17 protein-coding genes, 1 tRNA gene and 1 pseudogene are annotated in these 18,444 nt (G+C 68.9%); 10 read left to right on the forward strand and 9 right to left on the reverse strand.

Annotated elements, in window-relative coordinates:
- Nucleotides 1–2 precede the first annotated feature (2 nt).
- From pgsB to ABZV34_RS07490, 3 genes are read left to right on the forward strand one after another with little or no spacing between them, the layout of a single operon-like run.
- Nucleotides 3–1,652, forward strand: coding sequence for a poly-gamma-glutamate synthase PgsB (pgsB, locus tag ABZV34_RS07480; protein ID WP_356272212.1), 1,650 nt, complete (start codon nt 3–5; stop codon nt 1,650–1,652).
- Nucleotides 1,649–2,131 carry a poly-gamma-glutamate biosynthesis protein PgsC/CapC gene (locus ABZV34_RS07485; RefSeq protein WP_053655665.1) on the forward strand — a complete coding sequence of 161 codons (483 nt, stop codon included), beginning with the start codon at nt 1,649–1,651 and terminating at the stop codon, nt 2,129–2,131. The genes pgsB and ABZV34_RS07485 overlap by 4 nt, the downstream gene beginning before the upstream one ends.
- Nucleotides 2,132–2,166: 35 nt before the next feature.
- On the forward strand, nt 2,167–3,219 hold the full coding sequence (locus tag ABZV34_RS07490; RefSeq protein ID WP_356272214.1) for an NlpC/P60 family protein: 1,053 nt from the start codon (nt 2,167–2,169) through the stop codon (nt 3,217–3,219).
- Between the two features lie 147 nt (nt 3,220–3,366).
- On the opposite strand, the gene ABZV34_RS07495 is transcribed toward ABZV34_RS07490, so the two are convergent.
- A complete protein-coding gene (locus tag ABZV34_RS07495; RefSeq protein ID WP_356272216.1) occupies nt 3,367–4,350 on the reverse strand; it encodes a pentapeptide repeat-containing protein in 984 nt (327 codons plus the stop codon).
- A 280-nt stretch (nt 4,351–4,630) separates the two neighbouring features.
- Here ABZV34_RS07495 and ABZV34_RS07500 point away from each other — a divergent pair, with 280 nt between their 5' ends.
- Complete coding sequence (locus ABZV34_RS07500; protein ID WP_356272218.1) at nt 4,631–5,374, forward strand: site-specific integrase; 744 nt, start codon at nt 4,631–4,633, stop codon at nt 5,372–5,374.
- Nucleotides 5,375–5,452: 78 nt separating this feature from the next.
- Here the strand turns inward: ABZV34_RS07500 and ABZV34_RS07505 are convergent.
- The 3 genes from ABZV34_RS07505 to ABZV34_RS07515 form a co-directional block, all read right to left on the reverse strand.
- Nucleotides 5,453–5,526, reverse strand: a tRNA-Pro gene (locus ABZV34_RS07505).
- A 29-nt stretch (nt 5,527–5,555) separates the two neighbouring features.
- Nucleotides 5,556–6,356, reverse strand: a complete 801-nt coding sequence (locus ABZV34_RS07510; RefSeq protein WP_356272220.1) for a Pr6Pr family membrane protein — start codon at nt 6,354–6,356, stop codon at nt 5,556–5,558.
- Nucleotides 6,357–6,598: 242 nt separating this feature from the next.
- Nucleotides 6,599–7,522, reverse strand: a complete 924-nt coding sequence (locus ABZV34_RS07515) for a metallophosphoesterase (protein WP_356272222.1) — start codon at nt 7,520–7,522, stop codon at nt 6,599–6,601.
- A 176-nt stretch (nt 7,523–7,698) separates the two neighbouring features.
- Between ABZV34_RS07515 and ABZV34_RS07520 the strand changes: the two genes are divergently transcribed.
- Nucleotides 7,699–8,163 (forward strand): GatB/YqeY domain-containing protein, encoded by a 465-nt coding sequence (locus tag ABZV34_RS07520; RefSeq protein ID WP_356272224.1) that lies wholly within the window; start codon nt 7,699–7,701, stop codon nt 8,161–8,163.
- Between the two features lie 150 nt (nt 8,164–8,313).
- Here ABZV34_RS07520 and ABZV34_RS07525 read toward each other — a convergent pair whose 3' ends face one another.
- On the reverse strand, nt 8,314–10,578 hold the full coding sequence (locus ABZV34_RS07525; RefSeq protein WP_356272226.1) for a transglycosylase domain-containing protein: 2,265 nt from the start codon (nt 10,576–10,578) through the stop codon (nt 8,314–8,316).
- Nucleotides 10,579–10,985: 407 nt separating this feature from the next.
- Here ABZV34_RS07525 and wblA point away from each other — a divergent pair, with 407 nt between their 5' ends.
- Nucleotides 10,986–11,324 (forward strand): transcriptional regulator WblA, encoded by a 339-nt coding sequence (gene wblA, locus ABZV34_RS07530; protein ID WP_028799159.1) that lies wholly within the window; start codon nt 10,986–10,988, stop codon nt 11,322–11,324.
- A 244-nt stretch (nt 11,325–11,568) separates the two neighbouring features.
- On the opposite strand, the gene ABZV34_RS07535 is transcribed toward wblA, so the two are convergent.
- A complete protein-coding gene (locus tag ABZV34_RS07535; protein WP_356272227.1) occupies nt 11,569–13,161 on the reverse strand; it encodes an ArsA family ATPase in 1,593 nt (530 codons plus the stop codon).
- Nucleotides 13,158–14,135: an ArsA-related P-loop ATPase gene (locus ABZV34_RS07540; RefSeq protein WP_356272229.1), complete on the reverse strand. Its 978-nt coding sequence runs from the start codon at nt 14,133–14,135 to the stop codon at nt 13,158–13,160. Before ABZV34_RS07540 ends, ABZV34_RS07535 begins: the two co-directional genes overlap by 4 nt.
- Before the next feature lie 95 nt (nt 14,136–14,230).
- On the opposite strand from ABZV34_RS07540, the gene ABZV34_RS07545 reads away from it, so the two are divergent.
- The 4 genes from ABZV34_RS07545 to ABZV34_RS07560 all read left to right on the forward strand — a co-directional run bounded on the left by ABZV34_RS07545 (nt 14,231) and on the right by ABZV34_RS07560 (nt 16,815).
- Nucleotides 14,231–14,392 carry a DUF4177 domain-containing protein gene (locus tag ABZV34_RS07545; RefSeq protein ID WP_143608830.1) on the forward strand — a complete coding sequence of 54 codons (162 nt, stop codon included), beginning with the start codon at nt 14,231–14,233 and terminating at the stop codon, nt 14,390–14,392.
- A complete protein-coding gene (locus ABZV34_RS07550) occupies nt 14,389–14,859 on the forward strand; it encodes a RidA family protein (RefSeq protein ID WP_356272231.1) in 471 nt (156 codons plus the stop codon). The genes ABZV34_RS07545 and ABZV34_RS07550 overlap by 4 nt, the downstream gene beginning before the upstream one ends.
- Before the next feature lie 247 nt (nt 14,860–15,106).
- Nucleotides 15,107–15,976 carry an NUDIX hydrolase gene (locus tag ABZV34_RS07555; protein WP_356272233.1) on the forward strand — a complete coding sequence of 290 codons (870 nt, stop codon included), beginning with the start codon at nt 15,107–15,109 and terminating at the stop codon, nt 15,974–15,976.
- On the forward strand, nt 15,973–16,815 hold the full coding sequence (locus tag ABZV34_RS07560) for an MBL fold metallo-hydrolase (RefSeq protein ID WP_356272235.1): 843 nt from the start codon (nt 15,973–15,975) through the stop codon (nt 16,813–16,815). The genes ABZV34_RS07555 and ABZV34_RS07560 overlap by 4 nt, the downstream gene beginning before the upstream one ends.
- Nucleotides 16,816–16,878: 63 nt before the next feature.
- On the opposite strand, the pseudogene ABZV34_RS07565 reads toward ABZV34_RS07560, so the two are convergent.
- Both ABZV34_RS07565 and ABZV34_RS07570 read right to left on the reverse strand, forming a co-directional pair.
- Nucleotides 16,879–17,293: pseudogene (locus tag ABZV34_RS07565) on the reverse strand (nucleotidyltransferase); the annotation flags it as partial.
- Nucleotides 17,294–17,475: 182 nt separating this feature from the next.
- Nucleotides 17,476–18,150, reverse strand: a complete 675-nt coding sequence (locus tag ABZV34_RS07570; RefSeq protein ID WP_016642758.1) for a Crp/Fnr family transcriptional regulator — start codon at nt 18,148–18,150, stop codon at nt 17,476–17,478.
- Nucleotides 18,151–18,444 lie beyond the last annotated feature (294 nt).

The following is an 18,444-nucleotide window of genomic DNA, read 5'->3' on the forward strand; positions in this document are numbered from 1 at the left end:
CCGTGCTCTTCCTCTACACCGTGCTGATGGTCTGCTGCGCGATTCTGCTCACAGCGGGCATCGTGGAGCAGCGGCGGCACTTCACCAACCTGGACCAGATCCCCGCCCGGGTCCTGGTCAACGGTATCCGCGGCAAGTCGTCCATCACCCGGCTCTGCGCCGGCGCGCTGCGCGGCGGCGACCTGGTCACCGTCGCCAAGACGACCGGCACCGCCGCCCGGTTCATCCACCCCGACGCCACCGAGGAGCCGGTCTACCGCAAGTTCGGCATCGCCAACGTGGTCGAGCAGATCGGCATCGTGCGGCGCGCAGCCGCGTACAAGCCGGACGCGCTGGTCATCGAGTGCATGGCGGTCATGCCGGCCCTTCAGGAGATCAACCAGTCCAAGTTGATCCGTTCCACCATCGGCGTGCTGTGCAACGTCCGAGAGGACCACCTCGCCGAGATGGGTCCCACCCTGGACGACGTGGCGCGCTCGCTGTGCCGCTCCATGCCGGAGGACGGCATCTGCGTCACCGCAGAGAAGGACCGCTTCCACATCCTCCAGGAGGAGGCGGACTCACGGAACTGCAAGCTCGTCTACGCCGACCCGGACATGGTCAGCGATGAGGAGCTGCGCGGCTTCAGCTGGTTCACCTTCAAGGAGAACGTGGCCATCGCGCTCACCGTCGCGGAACTCCTCGGCGTCGACCGCCGGACGGCCCTCCAGGGCATGTACGAGGCCCCGCCGGACCCCGGTGTCCTCTCCGTCGAGCGTTATCTGACGCCCGAGGGCAAGAAGATGCGCTTCGCCAACGTGTTCGCTGCCAACGACCCTGAGTCGACGCTGATGAACATCAACCAGCTGCTCGACCTCGGCGTCATCCACCGCCCGCTCAACGTGGTCATCAACTGCCGTCCCGACCGTGTCGAGCGCAACGGGCAGATGGGCGAGATCATCCCCGACCTCGACCCCGAGCGTGTCTTCGTCATCGGCCACCCGGCCAAGTCCGCCATCGACGCCATCCCCGCCGAGTTCCGCTCGCGCGCCGTCGACCTCGGCGGCGACAAGCGCGATCCGGAGGAGTTCATGGCCCTGCTGCTGAAGCAGCTCGGTCCGGAGTCCTCGCTGGTAGCGATCGGCAACATCCACGGCCAGGGCGAGATCCTGCTGGAGCATCTCGCCGAACTGCCGCCCGACGAGAGCGCCGACGAGCCCACGGTCACTGCCGCGGCCGACCGTCCCGCCGCGTCACCCACCGCACCCGCCGCGCCCACCGCACGCGCCGTGCCCGAGCACGTCGAAACCGTGCAGCTGTACGCGCCCCGCATCGACCCGTACCAGGGCTACTCGGAGGCGTACGAGTCGCGCTACGCGCAGAGGCCGCACCCCTCGCAGACCCCCGCCGCGCAGCGTGACGCCGTACCCCAGCACCAGGCGGGTCGAGCGGCGCAGGACCAGGGGTACGCCTACGACACCTGGTCGCAGCCGCAGCCGCAGCCGCAGCCGCACCGCGGTGACCAGGCCGCCCCCGCCGCGCCGGGGGTGCGTCCGGACACCCACCCGCCGGCCGGGCAGGCCCCGCCCCGCGGCATGTTCCAACCCCGTATCCCTCCGCAGCCTTCCGCCGACGACAGCCAGCAGTGGCACAGCCCAGGAGAACAGCGTTGATCCCCTCCGTCCTCACCCCCGAGATCGCCGCGATCGGCATCGGTCTGGGGCTGATGTTCTCGTTGATGTGCTACCTGACGACCAACCTGTCGCCGGGCGGCATGATCACACCTGGCTGGCTCGCGCTGACCCTCATCGAGGACCTCCAGCGAGCCGCGCTGGTGGTAGGCGTGACCGTCCTGACCTACCTCGCCACGCTGCTCATGCAGAAGTTCGTGATCCTGTACGGCAAGCGGCTGTTCGCCGCCGTGGTGCTCAGCGGAGTGCTCATCCAGGCCACGGTGATCATCGTGCTCCAGATGGAGTTCCCGCTGCTGTACGCCAACCAGACACTCGGCTTCATCGTCCCCGGCCTGATCGGCTACCAGATGGTCCGTCAGCCCAAGGGCGCGACCCTGCTGTCCGTCGGATCGGTCACCCTCGCCACCTATGTGGTGCTGACCGCCGGCATCCTCCTGGGCGCCATGCCGTCCGCCTGAACCTCTTCACCCCACGCACTCCTGGAGCCCTCACCATGCCGAAGCGCAAAGGCCGTCCCGTCCTCCACGCGGTGACGGTCCTCGCGCTGCTCGCGGGCAGCGCCTACTTCACCTACGAACTGCGCAGGGACGAGCAGGCCAAGCTCCCGGCCGCCCAGACGATCACCGAGAACCTGCAGACCTCGGGCAAGGCGACCGGCAAGCAGACCTGGGAACGGCTGAACAACCCGGCGCGCTCGGTCCTGCGCGATGGCAAGGGCGCGGTCATCGCCACCTTCACGGACGGCGCTCGTACATCCACCCTCAAGGGCCCGACGCGGACCTTCGTCGAACCGGCCACCACCAACACCAAGGTGGCGACCGACGACTGGGTGCGCCTCATGCCGGAGTCGTGGACCAAGGGCTCCGAGAAGCAGCAATGGTTCAAGGACTGGTTCAAGCAGTACTACGGCAGCGAAGAGGACGACATTTTCGCTTTCGCCTTCCAGTACACCCAGGGCGCACCGGTCAAGAAGGACGACCAGGGCATCCAGTACTCGGGCCACGCGTTCTACGGTCCCCTCAAGTCCGACGGCGTCGACCGCGCCGAACAGACCGACTTCTACGACTACCTGGGCATCCCGTACACCTTCCGGGACGGCACCACGACCTACCCGCAAAAGGACCGGCTGCGGTCGGTGGACTGCTCCGGCTATCTGCGGCTGGTGTACGGGTACCGCGCGCGGTACCCGCTGATGTCCAGCAACGGCAAGGGCGACGGGCTGCCGCGCACTGCCGACGGCATGGCCCGCGGCAAGGAGGGCGTGGACGTCATCAAACTCCAGGGCCCGAGCCCCTGGTACGAGCGGCCGAACAACATCGACGTCCTGCAGCCCGGCGATCTCCTGTTCTTCAAGATGGATCACCGTACCGCCGACCACATGGACCACTCCGCGATCTACCTGGGGCCGGACACCGAGGGGCACAAGGTCTTCATCTCCAGCCGCAAGGAGCAGAACGGCCCGACGATCGGCGACCAGGGCGGTGTCTCGCGCCTCGACGGCAACGGCTTCTACGCAAAGCTGTTCCGCACCGCGAAGCGGTTGTGAGGAGGCAGTCTGCCCGGGCCTGCGCGGTGTTCCCGACGAGCACCGCTCTCGCGTACGGGCTCGCCGCCCGAGACCGGCGTGAGGAACACGCCCACATCGAACGGGTCCCCAGAACTTCTCATCAGCCGGGAGGGCGGGTGAGAGCGCCTAAACGGGACTCCCGCCCACGTCGACTATCCCGAGCGCATGACGCAACTCGGCACTGATTCCGGTGGGCCAGACCGTGGTTGCGTCTGCCTGGGCGCCGGTCAGCAGGGTCCCGTCGAAGACTGCGGCACGGAAGTCGGTTCCCCGCAGATTCGCACCGCGGAAATCGGCCCTTCGCAGACTGGCTCCCTGCAGATGTGCGCCGCTCAGATTCGAACCCTTGAGGTTCGCATCATCGAGGAGAGCGCCGCGAAGGTCGGCATCCGTGAAGTCGGAGCGGTCGAGTTGCGCATCGACCAGCGAAGCCCGGGCCAGGTTGGAGTGGCGAAATTGCGTCCGGCTCAAACGGGCACGGCGGAGCGCCGCGCCGCGCAGATCGACTCGCGCCAGGTAGAGCGCGGGATCGTCCGGGGTCCTCGAACGACGCTCCAAGACCCACATGGCAGCCTGAACATCGGGGGCGCGGACGTTCAACTTGGGCAGTCGTTCATCGACTGCTGACGTGGGGTGCTCGGGACCGTCGGTCGCGCCAACCGGCCAGGTGAGTCTGCCTCGGACGAAGGCACCCAGCAGGAATTGGATCGGATCACGATCAGCCTGGGAGTTCTTCGCGATCCGTTCGAGCGCGTAGATCCCACCGATGCGGACGTTCGTATCACTACTGCCTATCTGATCCACGGCCCGCGTGAAGCGCTCCGTGATCTGGCTCTCCCGGCTGACATGAACTTGCTGCCAAGTCGCTCCGGCGCCGATCACCACCAGCAGGCCTACGCAGCTTTGAAGCATCGCCGAACGCGCGTCGTTGGCCAGCCGGGACTGGCTTTGCTGCAACTCAATGCGTGCCTGTGCACTACCGACAGCACGTAGGTCGTCCGTGTCCAGCGGTGGATAGAGCAGTCGGGGCACCAAAACGACCGCGCCTACGAGGAGGACGAGCAGACCGAATGCCGTGAGCGTCGCGGTCCAGACCGTACGTCGACTCACGTTGGCGTCCGCCCCTCAGTAGTCGCCGATCTCCCCGTCGCCCCTCTCAGGATGACAGGCGCCAGAACCCGGGTCCGGCCACTTCGCAACCCCGACCCCAACCCCAACGAAGCTGCCGGAGCACGGCTTTGAGCCCGAGCAAGCCCAATACCCAGGTGCTGTCCGTTCGTGCGGCTGGCGTCGTCACAGCGACACGCACGGCACCCGTGGTCGACGGGGCGACCTGGGCGAGGAGCGCGAGCTGCCGGTCGATTAACGGCGACCATGGGATCTGCTCGCCGTGCTGCGTCGCTCCATCGAACATGCCCAGCGTCGGGACAAGGCCGTGCGGAACGTGGCACTGCTGGTGACCGCGCCAGAGGGACGACCGGGCCGTCCCAGCAAAGCCCTGAATCTGGAGCAGGCGAAGGCTGTACTGGCCGCCACGCGTGGATCACGACTGTATGCCTATCTCGTGGTCTCGCTCCTCAGTGGTGTTCGCACGGAAGAGGCGCGTCCCCTCACGTGGGACCACGTTTTCCTGTCGCCGCAGGATGGCGTGCCGCCTCACGTGGCGGTGTGGCGCTCAGTGCGCAAGCACGGGGAAACCAAGACCAGGAAGAGCCGCCGAACCATCGCACTCCCGAAGCAGGTAGTCGACGTCCTCGAAGAGCATCTGCGGTGGCAGAAGCAGGAGCGGGGCTCGAAGGGAATGGAGTGGAGTCCGGCCGGCCGTGTCTTCACGACGCGGAGCGGGGAACCGCTCGATGCTGCCAACGTCCGGCGCGACTTCAAGGCCATCGTGAAGAAGGCAGGGCTGGAGCCGGAATGGACGCCGCGGGAGCTGCGGCACAGCTTCGTGTCCCCGCTGTCGGATCACGGGATCCCGCTGGAGCGCATCGCGCTCCTGGTCGGTCACAGCAGCCAGACGACGACGGAAGCGGTGTACCGGAAGCAGCTCCGGCCAGTGATCACGGAGGGTGCCGAGGCGATGGACGAGATCTTCGCCGAAGACGATGACGAGGCGGACGCACTCGGGGCCTGACCCTTTGGCCCCCTGTTTGGCCCCCAGAGCATGAAAGGGGCCGGTGAGTAAATTTACTCACCGGCCTCTGACCTGCTGTCGGGGTGGCGGGATTTGAACCCACGACCTCTTCGTCCCGAACGAAGCGCGCTGCCAAGCTGCGCTACACCCCGATTGTCACTGCTTCTCGCGGCGACGTCGTTTACTTTAGCCCACCGGTGGCCGGAGACGAAATCCGGTTTTCGGGGCGTCGGCCGCCGTGGCGCAGTGGGTCGGGGCGGAGGTGGTCCAGGGCGACGACGAGGAGGGCGAGGGCGTAGAAGGCGACGCCGAGGATCGCGGTGTTTCCGAGGATGCCGACGTATCCGTGCCGGTCGGCGTCCACGAAGGGGTAGAGGTAGCGCTCCGTGGTGCCCGGCGGCAGCATCGCGCCGCGGGTGAGGGAGAAGACCAGGTAGATGAGGGGGTAGACGAGCCAGGTGGCCGCGTAGCGCATCGCCAGTGAGGCCGGGCGCGTCAGCAGAAGCCAGTCGATCACCACGGCGACCGGTGTCACCGTGTACAGGATCAGGTTGGCGATGGCCTGCCAGCCGTTGAGTGAGGCGGTCTCGCCGGTCATCGAGAAGCCGCCGGGACGGTTCGCCAGGTGCAGGTGGAAGACCAGGCCCGTGATCAGGATGTACAGAAGCGTGCCACCCGTGAGGGCCGCGGGCAGTGGGCGGCGGGCCATCCATGCCCGCCGGGCCGACGCGGCGAGGACCATGGCCACCAGCAGGTTGCTCTGGGTGGCGAAGTAGCTCAGCACATGTGCCGGGCTGCCCAGGTACAGGTCGATGGCGATGCCCGCAGCTGCCGCCATGGCGACCAGGAGGCGGAAGGCCGTCGCGAGCGGGCGGTGCACGGGGGACACCACCGCCGCCGACGGGACGTTGTACGGGGCCAGTGCGGCGATACCCGGGATCGGGGGGAGGTCGGGTATGTCCTTGGGGATCGGGGCGATCATGCGCCCACGTTAAGTGGGGTGGGCGCATCGTGCCATTTGGGACATTTGGTTGAGTTGTGGGCCTGGGAGGAAGGGCGTCGGGGCGGCCTCGAGTGCGCCCAGCAACGGGCGGTGTGTCGTCAGCAGTGCGCGGTACTGCGTAGTCAGGGTCTTAGGGGCTCAGGGGGCCATGATCACGGCTCATGATCACGTTTCACGGCTCATGAGCCGTGATCGGAGGTCCACTCTGAGCAGCAGGCCCGCTAGCGGCTCACCAGGGTCAGGAGCGACGCCTCGGGCGGGCATGCGAAACGCACCGGCGTGTAGCGGTTCGTGCCGCAGCCCGCCGAGACGTGCATGTACGACGTCCGCCCCTCCGCCGTATGCGTGGACAGGCCCTTCACGCGGTCGGTGTCCAGGTCGCAGTTGGTGACGAAGGCGCCGTAGAAGGGGAGGCAGAGCTGGCCGCCGTGGGTGTGGCCGGCCAGGACCAGGGGGTAGCCGTCCGCCGTGAACGCGTCGAGCGTGCGCAGGTACGGAGCGTGGACCACGCCCAGGGAGAAGTCGGCAGACTCCGAGGGGCCGCCGGCCACGCGTGCGTAGCGGTCCCGCTTGATGTGCGGGTCGTCGAGACCGGTCAGCTCGATCTCGGAGCCCTCTATCTTCAGGGTCCCCCGGGTGTTCGTCAGGTTGAGCCAGCCCGCCGTGTCGAAGCCGTCGCGCAGGTCCTCCCACGGGTTGTGGATGGCGTGAACGGCCGGCCTGTTGCCGTTCAGGCCGTGGCGGCCCTGGGTCTTCTCGAACAAGTACCGGGCCGGGTTGCGGAGTTTGGGGCCGTAGTAGTCGTTCGAGCCGAAGACGTACGCGCCGGGAAATTCCATCAAGGGGCCGAGGGCGTCCAGGACTTCGGGAACGCCCTCCGGGTCGGAGAGGTTGTCCCCGGTGTTGATGACGAAGTCGGGGCGCAGACCGGCCAGGGAGCGCAGCCAGCGCTGCTTCTTGCGCTGCCCGCTGACCATGTGGATATCGGAGACCTGGAGGAGACGCAGTGGTCGCATGCCGGGTGGCAGGACCGGGATCGTGACCCGCCTCAGGCGGAACGAGCGGGCCTCGAATCCTGCCGCGTACAACAGTCCGGCGGCGCCCACCGCCGTGATTCCCAGGGGTACTCCGTATCGTGCGCGCATACGTCCATCGTGTCAGACCCCGGCGGCTTCGCGTCCCCGCCTGTGGACAACCTCGGCACCGGCAACCGGAGGAAGGCGGTCCGTTCCGGCGTGGGAGGGCCGCCCCGGAACGCCGTCCGACACCGGCGCCGAAATCAGCGGGCGTCCGCCTCACCACACCTGCGACAATCGTCGGCATGACCACGCTCAAGTCGAAGCTGCAGGAAGACCTCAACGCCGCCATCAAGGAGCGCGACGAGCTCCGCTCCGCCACGCTCCGGCTGACCCTCTCCGCGATCACCAAGGAAGAGGTCGCCGGCAAGACGAAGCGCGAGCTCTCCGACGACGAGGTACAGAAGGTGATCACCCGCGAGGCGAAGAAGCGCCGAGAGGCCGCGGACGCCTTCGCGCAGGGTGGCCGGCCCGAGTCGGCCGAGCGGGAGAAGGCGGAGGGCGAGCTCCTCGCCACGTACCTGCCCAAGCAGCTCTCCGAGGAAGAGCTCCGGCAGATCGTCGGACAGGCCGTCGAGGAGGCCAGGGCGGCGGGTGCCGAGGGGCCGCGGGCCATGGGTCAGGTCATGAAGATCGTCAACCCCAAGGTCGCGGGCCTGGCCGAGGGCGGCCGGGTCGCCGCCGTGGTCAAGGAACTGCTCGCCGGCTGAGGCCTCCGCGTCAAGCGGGACGACAAGCGGGACGTCGAGAAGGACGTCAAGAGGGATGCCAAGAGGGACGCCACCGTGGTGGCGTCCCTCTTTCAGTGCGTCCTCTTCCGGAGATTCCTTCGCCCGGCCCCCGAGGAGACCGGCGGAGGACTAACGGTGGTGGCGCCCCCCGGTGCCGTTCTGTCCCTGGAGGAAGCCCTCGGGGATCGAGAAGGAAGGCGTCGGCAACTTGCCGCCATTCCCGTTGCTGCCGTTGTTCCCGTCGATGGTGTTGCCCCGGTCGCCGCCGTCGCCGCCGTCACCCCCGTCGCCACCGTCACCCCCGTCGTCGCCGTGTTCCGGCTCGGGATCGGGGATGTCGATCAGGTTGAAGGAGGGGGAGTCCTTGCCCGCGAGGGCGCCCGTCATGGCGTCCTTCCAGATCGGGCCCGGCACCTCGCCGCCGTAGACGAGGGAGTGGTAGACACCGCCGATGTTGATGTTCGTCATCTTGACGTCCTGCTTGGGGCTGCCGACCCACACCGCGCCCGCGAGGTTCGGGGTGTAACCGACGAACCAGGCGTTGCGACGCTCGTCCGTCGTACCCGTCTTACCGGCGTTGGCCCGGTCGGACAGGCCGGCCTGCTGACCCGTACCGGAGTCGATCACGCCGCTGAGCAGGGTGTTGACGGTGTCCGCGGTCGTCTCGGACATGGCCCGCGTGCAGGTCGACTTCGGTACTTCCAGTGACTTCTGCTTGCCGTCCACCTGCTGGGTGATCGACTCGATGGCGATCGGCGAGCAGTACATGCCCCGGGACGCGAAGGTGGCGTACGCGCTCGCCATGGTCAGCGGGGCGATGCCCTTGGAGCCGAGGGTGATGGCGGGCACCTCGGGCAGCTTGTCGCCGTTGCCCTGCACGACGTGCAGCTTGTCGGTCAGCTTCACCACGGGGCAGATGCCGATGTCCGAGATCATCTGCACGAAGTAGGTGTTGACCGACTTGGCCATCGCCGTCTTCAGCGGGTAAGGGCCCTCTTCCGAGTGGCTCTCGTTCGTGAGCGTCTCGTTCTGCTGGTTGGTCCAGGGCTTGCTGCCGCAGGTCTGGACGGGGCTGGGGTAGGACATCTTGTACGGCGAGTCGTACTCCTGCGTCGCCGGCCGGCCCTCCTCCAGCGCGGCCGCGGCCACGAACGGCTTGAAGGTCGAACCGGTCGGGAATCCGAAGTTCGATCCGCCCATGTCCCGGTCGACCGAGTAGTTGTACTCCGTCTCGTTCTTCCCGAGGCCGTACGGCCTCGACTGGCCCATGCCGACGATCTTGCCGGTCCCCGGCTGGACCAGCGTGGCCGCCGTGGCGACCGAGTCCGACTTGTTGACGTGGGACTTGATCGAGTCCTGTACCGACTTCTGGGACTGCGGGTCGAGCGTCGTACGGATGGTCAGGCCGCCCTGGTTCCAGACCTTGGCCCGGTCCTCCTTGGTCTTGCCGAAGACCGGGTCGGTGAGGAACACGTTCTCCACGTACCGGCAGAAGAAGCCCGCGCCCTTGACCGCCGTGATGCAGCCGTTCTTCGGCTGGCTGACCTTCAGGTCCAGCTTGGCGTTCTGGGCCGCGTCGGCCTCTTGCGGGGAGATGTCGTGCACCTCGGCCATGCGCTGCAGGACGGTGTTGCGGCGCTTGATGGCCTCGGCCTCGTCGTTGACCGGGTCGTACCGGCTGGGCGACTGGACGATGCCCGCGAGCAGCGCCGACTGCTGGAGGTTCAGGTCCTTGGCGGGCTTGGAGAAGTAGCGCTGGGCGGCGGCCTCGACTCCGTAGGCCTGTTCGCCGAAGAACGTGATGTTCAGGTAGTTCTCGAGGATCTTCTTCTTGCCGAGCTTCTCTTCGAGCTGGATCGCGTACTTGAGCTCGCGGATCTTGCGGCCGAGGGTCTGCTGGGTGGCCTGGGCGACCTTCGTCGGGTCGTCGCCGGCCTCCTCCACGAAGTAGTTCTTCACCAGCTGCTGGGTGAGCGTGGAGGCGCCCTGGGCCACTCCGCCGTTCTGCGCGTTCTGGTTCACGGCGCGAAGGATGCCCTTCAGGTCGACCGCTCCGTGCTGGTAGAAGCGGGAGTCCTCGATCGCGACGATCGCCTTCTGCATGTACGGCGAGATGTTCTTGAGGTCGACCACCGTGCGGTCGCGCGAGTAGACCGTCGCGATCTGACCGCCCTGGTTGTCCAGGATCGTGGTGCGCTGACTCAGCGCGGGGCTCTTCAAGTTGTCGGGAATCTCGTCGAACCCCTGGACGGAACCCTTGGCCGCGAGGCCCAGCGCACCCGCGGCGGGCAACGCGAGTCCGGCCATGACTGCTCCGGCGAGCACGCTGACACCGAGGAACTTGGCGGCCTGCTGCGTGGGCGACAGACCACCGCCCGAGAGCTTCTTTGGCATGAGGGCAGCCTACGTTCTCATTCGCCGGACACGCGTATATGCCTTGGCCTAAGCTGCTCTCAACTGTCACAGCAGTGCGGCTACGTATCAATACGTCCGGCGACCCCGAATCGTTCCGGAGGTTCCCCAATTTTTTGGGGAGGTCGTGTCCGAATCAGCCTCATGCGTCACCAGGCGTCCGTTGTGACTCAACTGAACTGTCCCGCTTCGTCGGGATACTCACGTATGTCCTCAGGTCACTCCCCCGGGTGATCTGCCGCTTACGCATAGTCCGTTCGGGCCATTCAAGATTGGGCCCGAAGGGGGTGTTGCGCTGTGCCCACCTTCCGTAACGTCCTCAACTGGCGGCGGTGAATATGCCGCTGCCGCCGTGGGGGAGCCTCGATTCGGGAGAGGACGGCGCCGGTATGGGCTGGGTAACCGACTGGAGTGCGCAGGCGGCCTGCCGCACTACCGATCCAGATGAACTGTTCGTTCAAGGAGCAGCGCAGAACAGGGCGAAGGCAGTGTGCACCGGATGTCCGGTACGCACGGAGTGCCTCGCCGATGCGCTCGACAATCGCGTCGAATTCGGCGTGTGGGGTGGCATGACGGAGCGGGAGCGTCGCGCACTGCTGCGCAGGCGACCCACCGTCACCTCGTGGCGTCGCCTGCTGGAGACCGCGCGCACGGAGTACGAGCGCGGTGCGGGCCTGCTGCCCCTCGACGAGGAAGAGGTGTACGAGCGTTACGCGGCGGTGGGCTGAGGGGTTTCCCTCGGACCACGACTCCCCGGCCACTCGGGCGTCCTTGCGTGGCGCCCAGGGCCCGTACGGCGTCCATGGGGTGCAGCCGCCCCGTGAGCCGCACGGCACCTCATGGGCCGGCATGGGTGACACACGCGTCAGGCGACATCCAAGGGTCACACGGGCCGCCGGGAGGCGGCCCCATGGACCCACCACAGCGGACCCGTGGCGGGTACGGACCCCTACGGGTGGTCGCGGCGCCGTCTCAGGTGCCGGACCCGGGCAGCTCAGGCCGATTGGCCGCGAGCCGTTCCCCGATGTTCCGCAACCCCGCGAGGTCGTGCACGTCGCCGGGCAGTGCGGCCACTTCGGCCACGGCCACCTCGGGGTGACGCGCGGCGAAGCGGTCACGGGTGCGCTGCTCGCGGGAGAGCAGCTGCATGCGCTCGGCATGCAGCCTCAGCAGATCTGCGGTGAACTGTTCGACGGTCCGGTCGGTGACGGTCCGGTCGGTGTCCGTGGCGGCGGGGGAGCCTTCGACGGAACCGTCAGGAGTTTCGGGTACTGCGTGTGCTTCGGGTGCTTCCGGTACTGACGATGCGGAAGCGGAGGGTTCTGAACTGCCGTACGCCTCGGGAGAGTTACGAAGTCCAGCTTTCCCGCCCTCCTGATCCACAATGCGGGCCCCGTCAAGATTTTCCGCAGTCCCGGAGCCAAGATCTTCCGCGGTGTCGGGATCAAGGTCCTCGGCCGCCGCGGCGTCGAGGTTCTCAGCGGCCGCGAGTGCCCGTTCGGCGGACAGCTGGGCGGCACCGCTGCCGTGCACCCGGTTGAGCACCAGGCCGGCGAACGGCATGTCCTCGGCGGCCAGCCGCTCGACGAAGTACGCGGCCTCCCGCAGCGCGTCCCGCTCCGGGGCCGCGACCACCAGGAACGCCGTGCCGGGCGCCTGGAGCAGCTTGTACGTGGCGTCCGCGCGCGTGCGGAAGCCGCCGAACGTGGTGTCCATCGCCGCCACGAACGTCTGCATGTCCTTGAGGAGTTGTCCCCCCAGCAGCTTGCCCAGGGTGCCGGTCATCATCGACATCCCGACGTTCAGGAACTTCATCCCCGCGCGCCCGCCCAGCTTCGCCGGGGCGGTGAGAAGCCGGATGAGCCTGCCGTCCAGGAAGGAACCGAGCCTCTTCGGGGCGTCCAGGAAGTCCAGCGCGGAGCGGGACGGCGGCGTGTCGACGATGATCAGGTCCCACTCGTCCCGGGCCCGCAGCTGCCCGAGCTTCTCCATCGCCATGTACTCCTGCGTGCCCGCGAAGCCCGCCGAAAGCGACTGGTAGAAGGGGTTGCCCAGGATCGCGGCGGCCCGCTCGCCGTCCGCGTGCGCCTCGACGATCTCGTCGAAGGTGCGCTTCATGTCGAGCATCATGGCGTGCAGCTCGCCGCCCGCGGAGTCGTCGATGCCCTTCACCCGGCGGGGGATGTTGTCGAGCGAGTCGATGCCCATCGACTGGGCGAGCCGGCGTGCCGGGTCGATCGTGAGAACGACCACCTTGCGGCCGCGCTCGGCCGCGCGCAGCCCCAGGGCGGCCGCCGTGGTCGTCTTGCCGACGCCGCCCGACCCGCAGCACACCACGATGCGGGTCCCGGGGTCGTCGAGCAGCGGATCGACGTCCAGGACGCGGGCGGAGCCGATTCCGCGGACCGGATCCTGCTTCCGGCTCCGATCGTGCGTCCGGCTCTGATCGTGCGTCCGGGCCTGATCGTGGGTCTCGCCCTGATCGTGGGTCCGGTCCGGGTCGGGTGTGTGGGCGGAGTCGCCGGTGTGGGCGGGGTCGTGGGCGCGGGCCGGGTCCGGACTCATGAGATCCCTTGCTGACGCAGTTCCTTGGCCAGTTGGTACAGGCCCGCCAGGTCCATTCCCTCGGCGAGCAACGGGAGCTCGTGCAGCGGCAGGCCCTGCTCCGTGAGGACGGCCCGCTGCTCGCGCTCCAGGGTGTGCCGTTCGGCGTACTCCTCGGCCTGCTCCAGGAGGGGGCCGACGAGCCGCTCGGCGCCCCCGCCGCGGCGGGCGCCGCCGAGTCCGGCGGCGGAGAGCGACTTGGCGACGGCACTGCGCGCCACGGCGCCCGTGAGCTCCAGGTCGGCGTCGTCGAGGAGCGCGGGCCGCACCATGTTCACGATGATCCGCCCGACCGGTAGCTTCGCCGTCCGCAGCTCGGCGATACCGTCCGCGGTCTCCTGGACGGGCATCTCCTCGAGCAGCGTCACCAAGTGCACCGCCGTCTCCGGAGACTTGAGGACGCGCATCACGGCCTGGGCCTGATTGTGTATCGGGCCGATCTTGGCGAGCCCCGCGACCTCGTTGTTGACGTTCAGGAACCGCGTGATCCGTCCGGTGGGCGGCGCGTCCATGATGACGTAGTCGTAGGCGAACCGCCCGCTCTTGTCCTTCCTGCGCACGGCTTCGCACGCTTTCCCCGTGAGGAGGACGTCTCGGACGCCGGGCGCGATCGTGGTCGCGAAGTCGATGGCGCCGAGCTTCTTCAGGGCCCGTCCGGCGCTCCCCAGTTTGTAGAACATCTGGAGGTAGTCCAGAAGGGCCAGTTCGGGGTCTATGGCGAGGGCGTACACCTCCCCGCCCCCCGGAGCGACGGCGATCTTCCGCTCCTCGTAGGGCAGCGCTTCTGTCTCGAAGAGCTGCGCGATGCCCTGTCTGCCCTCGACCTCGACGAGGAGAGTGCGCTTGCCCTCTGTAGCGAGGGCGAGCGCGAGGGCCGCGGCTACCGTGGTCTTGCCGGTACCGCCCTTGCCGCTGACGACCTGGAGCCTGCTCACGTCTTCGAGCCTAACCAGTCCGCCGCCGGAGTACGCAGGAGGCTGTGGACAACGTGCGCGCGAGGCCCTCCGCGGCAACGGATACAGTCGCCCACATGACCAAGTGGGAATACGCAACCGTGCCGCTGCTCGTCCATGCCACGAAGCAGATTCTGGACACCTGGGGCGAGGACGGCTGGGAGCTTGTCCAGGTCGTGCCCGGACCGAACAACCCCGAGCAGCTGGTGGCCTACCTGAAGCGCGAGAGGTCGGCATGAGCGGCGCCGTCGAGGCGAAGCTCGCGGAGCTCGGGCTGACCCTGCCGGACGTCGTCCCGCCGCTGGCCGCGTACCAGCCGGCCGTGCGGTCCGGTGTGTACGTCTACACGTCCGGCCAGCTTCCGATGGTGGACGGCAAGCTTCCGGTGACCGGAAAAGTGGGCGCGGAGGTCACGGCCGAGGAGGCCAAGGACCTGGCCCGCATCTGTGCGCTGAACGCGCTGGCCGCGGTCAAGTCGGTCGCGGGCGACCTGGACCGTGTCGCGCGGGTCGTGAAGGTCGTCGGCTTCGTGGCCTCGGCCTCCGACTTCATCGGGCAGCCCGGTGTGGTCAACGGTGCCAGTGAGCTGCTCGGCGCGGTCCTCGGTGACAAGGGTGTGCACGCTCGTAGCGCCGTCGGGGTGGCGGTGCTGCCGCTGGACGCGCCGGTGGAGGTCGAGATCCAGGTGGAGCTGACGGAGGCGTAGGCCCTCCGGGCGGACGGGGTGGGTTGTGCCCTGGGCGCAGGTTTCTCGCCCCATCCGCCCTGTCCCCGTGCCGTCCCCGTGCTGTCCCCGTGCTGTCCCCGTGCCGTCCCCGGGGCGGCAGCCCCCAGGAACGGGATGGGTCGGGTAGGGGCGGCGGGAGCGGGGAAACTCCCCGTCGGACCGGTGGCGGCCCCTTGATCGACCGGGGCCCCTCGAACATTCGCCCGGCTCGGGATAGCCTCCGGCCATGGCGAATGGGCAGTGGTATCCACCGGAATGGCCCGAACGGATCCGCGCACTCGCGGAGGGCACGCTGACACCGGTGACCCCCCGGCGGGCCGCCACCGTCATGCTGCTCAAGGACACCGACGCCACCCCCGTGGTGCACATGCTGCGCAGACGCACCACCATGGCCTTCGCCGGAGGCGCGTACGCGTATCCGGGCGGCGGCGTGGACCCCCGTGACGACGATCACCAGATCCGCTGGGCGGGCCCCACGCGCGCGTGGTGGGCCGACAGGCTCGGAGTCGACGAGACGTCCGCCCAGGCCGTCGTCTGCGCCGCGGTCCGCGAGACGTACGAGGAGGCCGGCGTCCTCCTCGCGGGCCCCACCCCGGACACGGTGGTCGGCGACACCACCGGCGACGAGTGGGAGGCGGACCGCGCCGCCCTGGTCGCCCGCGACCTCTCCTTCGCCGAGTTCCTCGACCGCAGGGGCCTGGTCCTCAGATCCGATCTCCTGGGTGTCTGGACCCGCTGGATCACCCCGGAGTTCGAGACCCGCCGCTACGACACCTGGTTCTTCGTGGCCGCCCTCCCGGAGGGGCAGCGCACCCGCAACGCCTCCACGGAGGCCGACCGCACCGTGTGGATCCGGCCCGCGGACGCGGCCGGCGGATACGACAAGGGCGAGCTTCTGATGATGCCGCCCACCGTCGCGACCCTGCGCCAGCTCATTCCGTACGACAGCGCGGCCGACGTTCTCGCCGCCGCGCCCGCCCGCGATCTGACGCCCGTCCTGGCCAGGGCCCGCCTGGAGAACGGCGAAGTGGTCCTCGCCTGGCCCGGTCACGACGAGTTCACCAAGCACGTCCCCACCGGGGGAGCCACGGCATGACCGACGCCGCCGCCCTCCCCGGCCGGCCGCGAGGCGGCACCCTCTCCGGCCCCGCCACCCCGCGCGCCGCCAACGTGCTGGCCCCCAACGCGTCCGCGATGACCCTGGACGGCACCAACACCTGGATCGTCTCGGAGCCGGACTCCGAGCTCGCGGTGGTGATCGACCCCGGACCCCTGGACGACGTACACCTGCGCGCCGTCGTCGACACGGCCGAGAAGGCCGGGAAGCGGATCGCGCTGACCCTGCTGACGCACGGGCACCCCGATCACGCCGAGGGCGCCGCGTCGTTCGCCGAGCTGACGGGGACGAAGGTGCGGGCGCTGGACCCGGCGCTGCGGCTCGGGGACGAGGGACTGGCGCACGGCGACGTCGTCAGCGTGGGCGGTCTCGAACTGCGCGTGGTCCCGACCCCCGGGCACACCGCCGACTCGCTGTGCTTCCATCTCCCGGCCGATCGGGCCGTCCTGACGGGTGACACCATCCTGGGCCGCGGTACGACCGTCGTGGCCCACCCTGACGGCCGCCTGGGCGACTATCTCGACTCGCTGCGGCGGCTGCGCTCGCTCACGGTCGACGACGGCGTGCGCACGGTCCTGCCCGGACACGGGCCCGTGCTCGAGGACGCCCAGGGCGCCGTCGAGTTCTACCTCGCCCACCGAGCCCATCGCCTCGCCCAGGTCGAGACCGCGGTCGAGAACGGTTACGGGGCGCCGCACCAGGTCGTCGCCCACGTCTACGCGGACGTGGACCGTTCGCTGTGGCCCGCCGCCGAACTCTCCGTCCGCGCGCAGCTGGACTACCTGCGGGAGCACGGCCTGATCCAGGGCCCGGCCTGATCCAGGGCCCGGTTCTCCTCGGTCCGGCGGGGGAGCCTCTCACCTCGGTTCAGTCCGGTCAGTCCGGTCGCGCCAGCGCGGCAGGAGCAGGGCGAGGTCGCCGTTGGTCTCGCGGGCCAGGAGGGAGTCAGGGCGGTAGCGCGGCAGGTACGCGGCCTGGTCCTCGCCCAGGAGGGGCGTACAGAGGCAGGCGACGAACCAGCCCAGGTCGTACCTCTCCAGGTCGCTCAGCAGGCGCGTGCGGCCCACCAGCAGCGTCCCCGCCGTCGATCTGCGGGAACTCCTTGTCGAGCGCTTCCGTGAGCGCCCCGGCGTCCGTCCGGTCCGCCTCGGTGGGCTCCTCACGCGGGACGAGGAACAGGTCGAGGTCGGAGCGGCCCACGCGCGCGGTGCCGCGCGGAATCGGCCCGTAGAGGTACGCGCTCGTCATCCGCGTCCCGAAGACCTCCGGCAGCCGGCCCCGGACCGCGGCCACCACGGGCCGGAACGCCTCCTGAACGAGTCCCAGGGAGCCCTCACGCGCGATGCGGCCGCAGTCGCCGGTCCTCTGCCGTTCACAGGCCCACCGTGCGGCGACGGCCGTCCGGGTGACGACGCGCAGGGGGCCCCGCCGTACGGCGGGGCCCCCTGCGCGTCGTCACGTGCGAACCGGTGAAGCGGTCAGCGGGAACGCTTCGCGAGCCGTTCCACGTCCAGCAGGATCACCGCGCGGGCCTCCAGACGCAGCCAGCCACGGCCCGCGAAGTCGGCGAGCGCCTTGTTGACCGTCTCGCGGGACGCGCCGACCAGTTGGGCCAGCTCCTCCTGCGTCAGGTCGTGCACGACGTGGATGCCCTCCTCCGACTGCACGCCGAAGCGGCGGGAGAGGTCCAGGAGCGCGCGGGCCACCCGGCCGGGCACGTCCGAGAAGACCAGGTCGGACATCTGGTCGTTGGTCTTGCGCAGGCGCCGGGCGACGGCGCGCAGCAGGGCGGCGGCCACCTCGGGCCGCGCGTTCAGCCAGGGCTGGAGGTCGCCGTGGCCGAGGCCCAGCAGTTTGACCTCGGTCAGCGCGCTGGCGGTCGCCGTGCGCGGGCCCGGGTCGAACAGCGAAAGCTCGCCGATCAGCTCACCGGGGCCGAGGACGGCCAGCATGTTCTCCCGGCCGTCGGGGGAGGTGCGATGGAGCTTCACCTTGCCCTCGGTGACCACGTAGAGGCGGTCTCCGGGGTCGCCCTCGTGGAAGAGAGCGTCGCCGCGTGCGAGCGTCACCTCACTCATGGAGGCGCGGAGCTCCGCGGCCTGCTCATCATCGAGCGCCGCGAAGAGCGGGGCGCGCCGCAGAACGTCGTCCACGAGTTCTCTCCTTGTCGACCTGCTCAGGGGATCTTGCTCCCCCGTGGTACCAGGGGAGCGTGTTCCCCATCTTGCTGGACGGTCCAAACAGTGTGATCAGTCACAAGTCTGCCGTACGGGCGTCGCGGGCAGTGCGGCAGGGGGCCAATTGGAGGCTGATCTTCTGGGTCCGGGGCGGATGTCGGTGCTGGGCTCTACGCTGGCCGGGTGTCCAAATCGCCGGTGAGAGCACAGGCCAAGGGGGCTGGGCGGGTGGTTGTACGTCGCGATTCCGCTGTGGGCGAACAGGGCCCC

This window comes from Streptomyces sp. NPDC005195 (genome assembly GCF_040608315.1).
GTDB classification, from domain to species: Bacteria; Actinomycetota; Actinomycetes; order Streptomycetales; family Streptomycetaceae; genus Streptomyces; species Streptomyces kaempferi.